General features: G+C 59.5%; 10 protein-coding genes and 2 tRNA genes. 6 read left to right on the forward strand and 6 right to left on the reverse strand.

The genetic code is table 11. From position 1 onward, the window contains the following. Positions 1–23: 23 nt before the first annotated feature. The 5 genes from groL to HDC32_RS11405 form a co-directional block, all read right to left on the reverse strand. Complete coding sequence (gene groL / locus HDC32_RS11385) at positions 24–1,670, reverse strand: chaperonin GroEL (RefSeq protein WP_131697937.1); 1,647 nt, start codon at positions 1,668–1,670, stop codon at positions 24–26. Between the two features lie 50 nt (positions 1,671–1,720). Further along, a complete protein-coding gene (groES, locus tag HDC32_RS11390) occupies positions 1,721–2,017 on the reverse strand; it encodes a co-chaperone GroES (RefSeq protein ID WP_003175874.1) in 297 nt (98 codons plus the stop codon). Positions 2,018–2,263: 246 nt separating this feature from the next. Further along, on the reverse strand, positions 2,264–2,740 hold the full coding sequence (locus tag HDC32_RS11395) for an FxsA family protein (protein ID WP_024077215.1): 477 nt from the start codon (positions 2,738–2,740) through the stop codon (positions 2,264–2,266). 66 nt (positions 2,741–2,806) lie between these two features. Next, positions 2,807–3,538, reverse strand: a complete 732-nt coding sequence (locus HDC32_RS11400; RefSeq protein WP_131697938.1) for a HugZ family protein — start codon at positions 3,536–3,538, stop codon at positions 2,807–2,809. Positions 3,539–3,633: 95 nt separating this feature from the next. Continuing rightward, positions 3,634–4,641 carry a DUF481 domain-containing protein gene (locus HDC32_RS11405; RefSeq protein ID WP_131697939.1) on the reverse strand — a complete coding sequence of 336 codons (1,008 nt, stop codon included), beginning with the start codon at positions 4,639–4,641 and terminating at the stop codon, positions 3,634–3,636. Between the two features lie 144 nt (positions 4,642–4,785). Here HDC32_RS11405 and HDC32_RS11410 point away from each other — a divergent pair, with 144 nt between their 5' ends. The 4 genes from HDC32_RS11410 (at position 4,786) to HDC32_RS11425 (ending at position 9,597) form a co-directional block, all read left to right on the forward strand. Continuing rightward, positions 4,786–5,148, forward strand: coding sequence for an MGMT family protein (locus tag HDC32_RS11410; protein ID WP_131697940.1), 363 nt, complete (start codon positions 4,786–4,788; stop codon positions 5,146–5,148). Between the two features lie 43 nt (positions 5,149–5,191). Then, positions 5,192–6,724, forward strand: coding sequence for an AmpG family muropeptide MFS transporter (locus HDC32_RS11415; RefSeq protein WP_131697941.1), 1,533 nt, complete (start codon positions 5,192–5,194; stop codon positions 6,722–6,724). A gap of 183 nt (positions 6,725–6,907) precedes the next feature. After that, on the forward strand, positions 6,908–8,623 hold the full coding sequence (locus HDC32_RS11420; protein WP_065925012.1) for a proline--tRNA ligase: 1,716 nt from the start codon (positions 6,908–6,910) through the stop codon (positions 8,621–8,623). A 20-nt stretch (positions 8,624–8,643) separates the two neighbouring features. After that, a complete protein-coding gene (locus HDC32_RS11425; protein WP_131697942.1) occupies positions 8,644–9,597 on the forward strand; it encodes a hypothetical protein in 954 nt (317 codons plus the stop codon). Between the two features lie 74 nt (positions 9,598–9,671). Here HDC32_RS11425 and dinB read toward each other — a convergent pair whose 3' ends face one another. Beyond that, entirely contained in the window at positions 9,672–10,730 is a 1,059-nt protein-coding gene (gene dinB, locus HDC32_RS11430; RefSeq protein ID WP_115487213.1) for a DNA polymerase IV, read from the reverse strand. Between the two features lie 281 nt (positions 10,731–11,011). Between dinB and HDC32_RS11435 the strand changes: the two genes are divergently transcribed. Then, positions 11,012–11,088 (forward strand) — tRNA-Met (locus HDC32_RS11435). A gap of 207 nt (positions 11,089–11,295) precedes the next feature. Beyond that, positions 11,296–11,372 (forward strand) — tRNA-Met (locus HDC32_RS11440). The last annotated feature ends 47 nt before the right edge of the window (positions 11,373–11,419 follow it).

An 11,419-nucleotide genomic window follows, 5' to 3' on the forward strand; every position in this document is an offset into this window, starting at 1 on the left:
TTCAGTCGCAGGGTAAGGCTGGCTTACATCATGCCGCCCATGCCACCCATGCCGCCCATGTCTGGCATACCGCCGCCAGCCGAGCCTTCTTTCTTCGGTGCATCAGCGATCGCAGCTTCGGTGGTCAGGATCAGGCCGCCGATGGAGGATGCTGCTTGCAGCGCGGAACGAGTCACCTTGGTAGGGTCCAGGATGCCCATTTCGATCATGTCGCCGTAGACGCCAGTCGCAGCGTTGTAACCGTAGTTACCTTTGCCGTTCTTGACTTCGTTGACCACAACACTTGGCTCGTCGCCGGAGTTGGCAGCGATCTGGCGCAGCGGTGCTTCAACAGCACGACGCAGCACAGCGATACCGACGTTCTGGTCAGCGTTGTCGCCGGTCAGGTTAGTCAGCGCTTCCAGAGCACGGATCAGCGCAACGCCACCGCCAGGTACCACGCCTTCTTCGACGGCTGCGCGGGTTGCGTGCAGGGCGTCTTCAACGCGGGCTTTCTTCTCTTTCATTTCAACTTCGGAACCAGCGCCAACCTTGATCACTGCAACGCCACCGGACAGCTTGGCCAGGCGCTCTTGCAGTTTTTCACGGTCGTAGTCCGAGGAAGTCTCGGCAACCTGCGCACGGATCTGAGTGATGCGCGATTGGATGTCGCCGTCAACGCCAGCACCGTCAACGATGATGGTGTTTTCCTTGGAGATGGTCACGCGCTTGGCGCTACCCAGGTTTTCCAGGGTGGCGCTTTCCAGGCTCAGGCCGATCTCTTCGGAGATAACGGTACCGCCGGTCAGGACGGCGATGTCCTGCAGCATGGCCTTGCGACGGTCGCCGAAGCCTGGAGCCTTGACGGCTGCGACTTTAACGATGCCACGCATGTTGTTCACAACCAGGGTCGCCAGGGCTTCGCCTTCAACGTCTTCGGAAACGATCAGCAGTGGGCGGCCGGCTTTGGCAACGGCTTCCAGCACTGGCAGCATTTCGCGGATGTTGGAGATTTTCTTGTCGACCAGCAGGATCAGCGGGCTGTCCAGCTCGGCAACCATGGTTTCCGGCTTGTTGACGAAGTACGGGGACAGGTAGCCACGGTCGAACTGCATGCCTTCAACAACCGACAGTTCGTTTTCCAGGCCAGTGCCTTCTTCAACGGTGATCACGCCTTCTTTACCGACTTTTTCCATGGCTTCGGCAATGATGTCGCCGATGGAGCTGTCGGAGTTGGCGGAGATGGTGCCTACCTGGGCGATAGCCTTGGTGTCGGCGCAAGGCTTGGACAGGTTTTTCAGCTCAGCGACGATGGCGATGGTCGCCTTGTCGATGCCGCGCTTGAGGTCCATCGGGTTCATGCCGGCAGCAACGGCCTTGTAGCCTTCGTTGACGATGGCCTGAGCCAGAACGGTAGCCGTGGTGGTGCCGTCGCCTGCGTCATCGTTGGCACGGGAGGCAACGTCTTTGACCAGCTGCGCGCCCATGTTCTCGAAACGGTCTTCCAGTTCGATTTCTTTGGCGACGGAAACGCCGTCCTTGGTGATGGTCGGAGCGCCGAAGCTCTTCTCGATGATCACGTTACGGCCTTTCGGGCCCAGGGTCGCTTTTACTGCGTCAGCCAGGATGTTGACACCGGTGAGCATTTTCTTACGGGCGGAATCGCCGAATTTAACTTCTTTAGCAGCCATGATCGATATTCCTTAAATACTTTGTAGTAACGGGAAAATGAGCGGGGAAATCAGTCTTCCAGAACAGCGAGAATCTCGTTCTCAGCCATAACCAGCAGGTCTTCGCCGTCGACTTTCACAGTGTTGCTGCCGGAGTAAGGGCCAAATACAACCTTGTCACCGACTTTAACGGCCAGCGCACGTACGTCACCGTTTTCCAGAGTCTTGCCTGGGCCTGCAGCGACGATCACACCGTGGTTGGCTTTTTCAGCAGCCGAACCTGGCAGAACGATACCGCCAGCGGTTTTCTTTTCTTCTTCGCTGCGACGGATTACGACGCGGTCGTGCAGAGGACGAAGCTTGCTCATTGTCGATCTCTCCTAATTGTGTTTTTCATCGGCCGGTATTGATACCGGCGGGTTGTATTCCGGCAGTGCCGGTCGCGGTTCGCTGGGCGAAACACGGAAGTCTGTCCGGTGTCGCCACCAGAAACCTTGCGGTGACCGTTACATAAGGGCGCATAAGCTTATTACAAGGGGCCGGCGATGATTTTTTTGCGTCTGCCAGCCTATAAAAGCAACACGGCACCCGAAGGTGCCGTGCCAGTGAAGCGGTTATTTGCTGTCGCGATGCTCGAACTCGCCTTCGATCACATCGCCTTCTCGCCCCAACGGTTGGCGCGGAGCCGGGCCGCCACGGGGTTGCAGGTCGTCGGCGAACGCACGTTGGCGAATCGCGGCCTCTTCGGCGCGCTGGCGCATCTTGCCCGCCAGCAATTTACGGGTGAACGGCAGCAGCATGACCAGGCCCACTACATCGCTGATAAAGCCCGGCAGGATCAACAGGCCGCCCGCCAACGCCATCATCAGGCCTTCGAGCATGGTCTGGGCCGGCAGTTCGCCGCGGTTCAAGCTCTCACGGGCACGCAGCGCCGTGGCGAGGCCGGCGACGCGCAGCACCAAGACGCCGAGCATCGAGCCGAGAATGATCAGCAACAGGGCCGGGAAGAACCCGATCGCACCGCTGACTTGAACGAATACGAACAGCTCCAACACCGGGAACAGCAGAAAGAGCAATAAAAAAGGGCGCATCAAATGGTTCCTCAACGCAAGAATGCCTTGCCAGTCCACCTTAGATGACGTCGCCGTTTCGTGAATTCAAGCTTCAGCAGCGGCTTTTTTCGGCCAGACCTCGGCGTGGGCCAATGAAACCAAGGCTTCGCGTACTTGTGTCGGCGTGTTGCAAGACTCGGCAAATGGCAGCCAATGCAGGGCTTGGCCGATACGCAGGTGCATGCCTTCGCTGTCGATGCCGGCCAATTGCGCAGGCTCGAACGTCGGCAAGCCGGCCAACTCGACGTAGTGGGCAATGGCCTTGGTGTGGTCGCTGTTCATGTGCTCGATCATGCTGCGCTCGGCCTTGCCCGCGAAGGGGTTGGCCAGGGTCAACTGGTCGATCCAGTGAATCGCGCCAAACCCGCCGATATAACGGTGGCGTACCGGCTTGAGCATCCAGAAATCGAAATCGTGGGCTTTGTGGTAGTTGGCCGAATCGGGGAAGTAGCGGTAATAGCGCTCGGCGGCCGCCTCGATGGCGGCCCCCTCCTCGAGTTTCTCGGCTTCGGCCAGATAGGTCAGGCGCCCCACGGCCTGCACATCATCCGCTTCGCGCTCGCCGACCAGCAGCGAGCACTTGGGATCTTTTTGCAGGTTATGGGTGTGCTGGGCGATGCGGCTGATCAGGATCAACGGGCGGCCCTGATCGTCCAGGCAATAAGGGACAACCGATCCAAACGGAAAGCCGGGCATGGCTTTGGACAATGTGGAGAGAGCCCCACGGTACTCCTTGAGCAACAGCTCTCGGGCGTTCTTGGCAACCTGCGTGCTCAACGTATGACTCCTCGGGTATTCAGCCGCCCATAGCGTATGGGAATGGATCTCAACACAAGGTAATCAATCTACGCGCCGGTTGCCAGGGGCTCGATTTACCAGGCGACGCCGAAGCCTGCGGTATAGCGGGTCTTGCTCAGGCTGCTTTCCGAATCGCCGCTGATCACGTCGCGCTCGGCCTTAAGGTTGAGCGACGCCCACTCGGTGACTTTGTAGCGCAGGCCCATTTCCGCATCCAGGGAGTACTCCGCCGGGCCGTCGATAGGCTTGCCCACCTCGCCATTGGTGAAGAACTCAACGGTCTTGCCCACCAGGTAGCGGTTGTAGTTCCACTTCATGGCGAGGGAATAGAAGTTGTCCTTGCCACCTTCGGCGTATTCGTAATCGGTGCGGTTGACCAACGAACCGAGGGAGAATGCACCCAGTTCGTCGTCCCAGAACTGGTAGCCCGGGCCGGTACCGACGGTACGTTGGCGCGCCAGGTCTTCAACCTTGTCGCGCTTGTAGGTCAGACGACCCTGCCAGAACCAGTGCTCGGTGATGAAGCGGTCCAGGTCATACTCCAGGGCCCAGTTGTCGGTGGTGGTGACGTCGTCCTGGAACTCGCGGTTGTATTCACCCTGCCCGGTATGGCGCCATTGGCCATGACGCGCGGTGGTCTTGAAGTCGATGTCGTAGTCGTTGGTGTCTTTTTCGGCGCGCTTGTAGTCCAGCGCCATGTCGACATTGCCCTTCCACACCAGGTCTTCGATCACCGGCTTGGGCTTGATGATCTGCTGGATACTTGCCAGCTCGACGGTCTTGGGCGCCTCACCATTGGCCAGCACCACCTTGCCATCGTCCGCCGCCTGCAGGGACTTGGCTTTCTCGCCGGTGTAGGCGTCCTGCTTGACCAGCAGCTCCTGGTCGCTCTCCAGGGTTTTCACCTGCTTCCAGTCCACCGGAATGGCGCCGGCGTAGTCGGTCTGGATCAGTAGCTTGCCACCGTCGAAGACCTTGATCTTGCCGGTCAGGCGGTCACCGTTTTTTAACCAGACGGTATCGGCCAGCAGGGGCGTGGAGGCACTGAAGACAGCAAGGCACAGCAGGGTTCTGGACAACATAAGCGGATGGGGAGCTCGAGGTTGGCGAAAAGGGGCGATTATCGTGTTAGATAGCTAGGACTGACTCAAGGATTTGTGTTGAGTTCAATTCTCAACAGCATACTTACAGACGTTTCTTACAAAAGACCGACGATCCCAACGGATATGCCCACAGTGAATCAGCCTGCCGATGCTCCACAAAACCCCGCCGAGATGCGCCGCACTGCGCTGTACCTGACACTGGCGCAAGTCCCGCCAGGGTGCGTCGTGAGCTACGGCGAGCTGGCGCAACTGGCCGGGCTGGGACGCGCGGCACGCTGGGTCGGGCGCACCTTGAGCCAACTTCCCGAGGGCACCACATTGCCCTGGCACCGCGTGCTGGGTGCCGGTGGTCGGATAAGCCTGCCGGTGGGCAGCGTCTCAGGGGACGAGCAGCGGGCGCGCTTGCGCGATGAGGGCGTCACGGTGCGCAACAATCGCGTGGATATTCAGCGCCATGGCTGGCGCCCGGTAGAGCACAGCGGTTAGAGTGCGCGCTTTGTTTCCGTGAATCTGAGGCAGACTCCAGCCCATGCCCCGTAAAACCTGGCGCGCCGCGCTCGCCGCCTATGCCAGCCCCTCGACGTTAGTGCTGTTGTTGCTCGGCTTTGCCGCCGGCTTGCCTTACATGTTGGTGTTCTCGACGCTTTCGGTGTGGCTGCGTGAGGCCGGTGTGGCCCGCGAGACCATCGGCTATGCGAGCCTGATCGGTTTGGCGTATGCCTTCAAATGGGTCTGGTCGCCGCTGCTCGACCAATGGCGCCTGCCACTGCTCGGTAAACTCGGACGTCGTCGCTCCTGGCTTGTGCTTGCACAGTCGCTGGTGATCCTCGGATTGATCGGCATGGGCTTCTGCGACCCGCAGAAACACCTGTCCTGGCTGATCGCCATTGCCGTCGTGGTTGCTTTCGCTTCCGCCACCCAGGACATCGCAGTCGACGCCTATCGCCTGGAAATCGCCGACGACAGCCGCCAGGCTGCCCTGGCCGCCAGCTATATGTCCGGCTACCGCATCGCCGCCCTGCTGGCCACGGCCGGTGCGCTGTTCTTTGCCGAAGGCTTCGGCTCCACTGGCTTCAACTATAAGCACTCGGCTTGGACCGGCACCTATGTGCTGTTCGGCGTGCTGATGATCCCGGCGCTGCTGACCACCCTGTTCATGCGCGAACCGAATGTGCCGCTGCGCACCCAGTTGCAGGCCGGACGCTACAGCTTCGTGCATCAGCTGGTGTCGGTGTTCGTACTGATCGTCCTGCTGGTGTCCGTACCGGCGATGTTCACCCAGCTGTTCAACACCGACTTCGCCAGCGTGCTGTTTCAGGGTGTCAGCTTGTGGGACTTGCTGATGGACGACCGCGCTTTCCTGCGTGCCATTCTCTATATCATCCTCACCGCGTTATGCCTTTCGGCCATGGGTCGGCGGGGCCTGGCGCCGGTACTCACGCCGGTCAACGACTTTATCCTGCGCTACCGCTGGCAGGCATTGCTGCTGCTGGGGCTGATCGCCACCTATCGCATGTCCGACACAGTGATGGGCGTGATGGCCAACGTGTTCTACATCGACCAGGGCTTTACCAAGGACCAGATCGCGGGGGTCAGCAAGATCTTCGGCCTGATCATGACCCTGCTCGGCGCCGGCATGGGCGGCCTGCTGATCGTGCGCTTCGGCATCCTGCCGATCCTGTTTATCGGCGGCGTGACCTCGGCGGGGACCAACCTGCTGTTCGTGATGCTAGCCGACATGGGCCCCGACCTGCAGATGCTGATCTTTACCATCTCCCTGGATAACTTCAGCTCGGGCCTGGCCACGTCGGCATTCGTGGCGTACCTGTCGAGCCTGACCAACCTCAAGTTTTCCGCCACCCAATATGCGCTGCTCAGCTCGATCATGCTGTTGCTGCCTCGCCTGATCGGCGGGTATTCGGGGGTGATGGTGGAGAAATTCGGGTATCACAATTTCTTCCTGATCACCTGCATGCTGGGTGTGCCGACACTGTTGCTGATTGCGCTGCACTGGTATCAGGAGAATCGGCGGATTCGGTTGAATCCACCCGCCGAAGACTGACAATGCGGGAGGGGGCTTGCCTCCGATAGCGGTGGGTCAGTGACGCATAAGCGCCTGACACCCTGCTATCGGGGGCAAGCCCCCTCCCACATCCCCCTCTGCATTCTGATGCCTGTACTCCAGCAGTTTGCGCCCGTACAATCCCAAGTCATTTCAAGTCCAAGCAACCGACAACGGCCTACCATGCGTACCAGTCAATATTTGCTCGCCACACAGAAAGAAACGCCTTCCGACGCGGTCGTGATCAGCCATCAGCTGATGCTGCGCGCCGGCATGATCCGCAAACTGGCCTCCGGCCTGTACACCTGGCTGCCCATGGGCTTGAAGGTGATGCGCAAGGTCGAAGCCATCGTTCGTGAAGAAATGAACGCCGCCGGCTCTCTGGAAGTGTTGATGCCGAGCACCCAACCGGCCGAGCTGTGGCAGGAATCCGGGCGCTGGGAAGAGTACGGCCCTGAGTTGCTGCGCTTCAAGGACCGTCATGGCCGCGACTTCTGCGCCGGCCCGACCCACGAAGAAGTGATCACCGACCTGATGCGCAACGAGTTGAGCAGCTATAAACAGCTGCCCCTCAACCTGTACCAGATCCAGACCAAATTCCGCGATGAAATCCGCCCACGCTTCGGTTTGATGCGCGGCCGCGAATTCATCATGAAGGATGCCTATTCGTTCCACGCCGACCAGGCATCGCTGCAGGCCACCTACGACCGCATGCACCAGGCCTACTGCAACGTGTTCACACGCCTGGGCCTGAAGTTCCGGGCGGTTGAAGCGGACAATGGCTCCATCGGCGGTGCCGGCTCCCACGAATTCCACGTGCTGGCCGAGTCCGGCGAAGACGATATCGCGTTCAGCAACGGTTCCGACTACGCGGCGAACATCGAGAAAGCCGAAGCCGTGCCACGGGAAACGTCCCGTCCAGCCCCGGCTGAAGAACTGCGCCTGGTGGATACGCCAGAGACCAAGACCATCGCGGCCCTGGTGGAGAAATTCAATCTGCCGATTGAAAAGACCATCAAGACCCTGATCGTCCACGCCGAAGAAGAAGGCAAGCTGATCGCCCTGGTGATCCGTGGCGACCACGAACTCAACGAAATCAAGGCCGCCCAGCAACCTGGCGTGGCCAGCCCGCTGGTCATGGCCAGCGATGCCGAACTGCGCGACGCCATTGGCGCCGGTGCCGGCTCCCTCGGCCCGCTGAACCTGCCGCTGCCGATCATCATCGACCGCTCAGTCGAGCTGATGAGCGACTTCGGTATCGGCGCGAACATCGACGACAAGCACTACTTCGGCGTGAATTGGGAGCGTGACCTGCCGGTTCCGACCGTGGCCGACCTGCGCAACGTGGTGGCCGGCGACCCAAGCCCGGACGGCAAGGGCACCCTGGAAATCAAGCGTGGCATCGAAGTCGGGCACATCTTCCAGCTGGGCAACAAGTACAGCAAGGCGATGAAGTGCGAAGTGCTGGGCGAGAACGGCAAGCCGATCACCCTCGACATGGGCTGCTACGGCATTGGCGTTTCCCGCGTGGTTGCCGCTGCCATCGAGCAGAACAACGACGAGAAAGGCATTATCTGGAGTGACGCCCTGGCGCCTTTCCAGGTTGCCCTGGTACCGCTGCGTTACGAAACCGAGCAAGTACGCGAAGCCACCGACAAGCTGTATGCCGAACTGACGGCCGCTGGTTTTGAAGTGCTGCTGGATGACCGGGACAAGAAAACCAGCCCGGGCATCAAGTTCGCCGACATGGAGCTGATTGGCATCCCGCACCGGATCGTGGTCAGTGACCGTGGCCTGGCCGATGGCAATCTGGAATACAAGAGCCGGACCGAAGCCGAAGCCCAACCGCTGCCGGTGGCTGACGTGCTGTCTTTCCTCCAGGCGCGTATTCGTCGCTGAAAACCAGATCAAGAGAAGTCATGTTCAAGCGAAACACCAGAGCCCTGGGGGGCGCCGCCTTGTGCGGCGCCCTGCTGGTCAGCGGCTGCGCCAATCAGATGTCGCAACGCAGTGAGCACGAGGAGCGGGTCGAGCGTAAGTTGCTCGACCACAGCCTGCAGATCGATGTAGGCGAACCCAAAGTGCTGGAACTGCCGCAACGCCGGGTTCGTATTCACGAGCAAAAGACCTTTGAGGTCACCGAATTCGAAGTCACCCGTCGTTACGACCGCTACACGCCCTACCAGCCCTGGCGCAAACTCTATGAGATGCCCTTGGGTGCAGTGGCTTTGGTCGCGGGCGCGGGCGCCAACGTGGCGAACATCTTCGCCCTCGGCAACCTGCCGACCAGCATGACCCACGACTGGCTGACCTACGGCGTGGACGGCCTCAACCCGTTCATGAACGTGCAGTCCCATGGCCGTGCGCAACAGAACCTGGCCGGTATCGATGAGGTCCAGCGTGACAAGCGCGTGGAGTATTCGAGCCTGCCCTGGAGCGAACGCCCGGTCCAGGTCACCGCCGGCAAACAGACCCATGAGCTGACCACCGACCGCAACGGCGTCCTGCGCCTGAACCTGTTGGACAGCCCGTTTGCCGAGCAGGACCTGAACCGCGTCACGACCTTGAAGATCAGCGTGGAAGATGGCCAGGACGACGTGCACTCGGACTCGACCCTGGCAATCAGCAGCACCCTGCGCGGCAAATTGCTGGAAGCCCACGGACTGATCTACGACGATCTCGAAGACGATGAAGTCAGCCAGTGGGTGCACCGGGTCAAGCGTCTGTCGGAGCTGGGCCTGGAAGAAGAAGCCAGTGAGCTGGAACAAAGCCTGATCGAATTGACCCGCAATGATCCCGAGTTGCAGCAGGAATTCCTGCAAGCGTTGACCAAGGATGCGGGGCGGTTAGTCGCAGATCCCGGAGCACACTGAGACTTCGAAAACGCTATAGATCCAAATGTGAGAGGGGCGGTGCGACTTGCCTCTCCCACATTTTTTCCCGGTTTCTACCAAGAAAACTCTAACTGTTCGTTCCCGCCACTCAGGTCCAGCAACCGCACGCCAATCCCCAGCAACCGCACCGGTTTACCGCCACGATTGAACGCCTGGGTCATCAACTGTTGATAACTCTCCAGATCCCGCGCCGCTCCCGCCTGCTCCAACGTCGTCTGGGTAAAGTCATGAAACTTCACCTTAACGAACGGCTTTCCCGCCTTATAACTGCTGTCGATACGCGCCATGCGCCCGGCCAGGGTTTCCATCAACTCTGGAAGTTTCGCCAGGCAGCTTGAGAGATCCGGCAGGTCCACATCGTAGGTATTTTCCACACTGATGGACTGCCGCCGGCTGTCATTCTGTACCACACGGTCATCTATCCCACGGGCCAGGCTCCACAGCCGCTCGCCAAAACTGCCGAACTCACGCACCAGCGCCAGCTTGTTCCACTCGCGTAATTGCAGGCAGTCTTCGATGCCCAGGCGCGCCAGTTTGTCCGCCGTCACCTTGCCCACGCCGTGCAACTTGCTTACCCGCAGTTGGGAGACAAAGTCCTCGACCTGATCCGGGGTAATGACAAACAGGCCATTGGGCTTTTTCCAATCGCTGGCGATCTTGGCCAAAAACTTGTTCGGTGCCACGCCGGCGGACACGGTGATGTGCAACTGGTTGGAGACCCGGCGCCGAATATCCTGGGCGATGCGCGTGGCGCTGCCGCCAAAGTGCGGGCTGTCGGAGACATCCAGGTAGGCCTCGTCCAGCGAGAGGGGCTCGATCAGATCGGTGTAGTCGCGGAAGATCGTCTGGATTTCCTTCGACGCTTCCTTATATGCATCCATGCGCGGCTTGACAATGGTCAGGTCCGGGCAGAGCTTCAGGGCATGGCGCGACGACATGGCTGAACGCACCCCATACGCCCGCGCTTCGTAGTTACATGTAGCGATCACCCCCCTTCGATCTGCCGATCCACCTACCGCCAGGGGCTTTTGCGCCAGGCTCGGGTCATCGCGCATCTCAATGGCGGCGTAGAAGCAATCACAGTCGACGTGGATGATTTTGCGCTGCGTCATAGATAGAAGGGGGTGTAATCCAACGGGTGAGCAGTATCGCATTCACCCCTGTATATAGCACCAGTAGTTTGAATCTTCCGCCTAAGCGGTAGGAAATTTCCCAGATGAATTTATTTTTTCAATCGAAATTAGCCCCCCAATAGAGCTGAAACCCTTAGCCCGACTGGCCCGCACGATTGAAATGGCTCTGTTTGGAGAGCTAACCGATTGAACCACAAGCCCTTTTCTTCGATTCACAGCTTGACACACACGCGATCCTCTGTAGAATGCCGACACACAGACGCGGGATGGAGCAGTCTGGTAGCTCGTCGGGCTCATAACCCGAAGGTCGTCGGTTCAAATCCGGCTCCCGCAACCAAACATCAAAAAAGGCTACTCGAAAGAGTGGCCTTTTTTGTGCGCGTCTGTTTTGTGTCTGTACGAAAATTGTAAGACAAAAAAATCTTTACCCATCGCGCACTTACCTTCCACAGCCGCCCTTCACCGCTCATTTCACACTTATTTGACCCATCGGCTCATTAACGGTTGACACCTCGCCGTTGGGCTGTAGAATGCCGCCCACAGACGCGGGATGGAGCAGTCTGGTAGCTCGTCGGGCTCATAACCCGAAGGTCGTCGGTTCAAATCCGGCTCCCGCAACCAAACATCAAAAAAGGCTACTCGAAAGAGTGGCCTTTTTTGTATCCGAT

The organism is Pseudomonas sp. JAI120 (assembly GCF_014207255.1).
Classification (GTDB): domain Bacteria; phylum Pseudomonadota; class Gammaproteobacteria; order Pseudomonadales; family Pseudomonadaceae; genus Aquipseudomonas.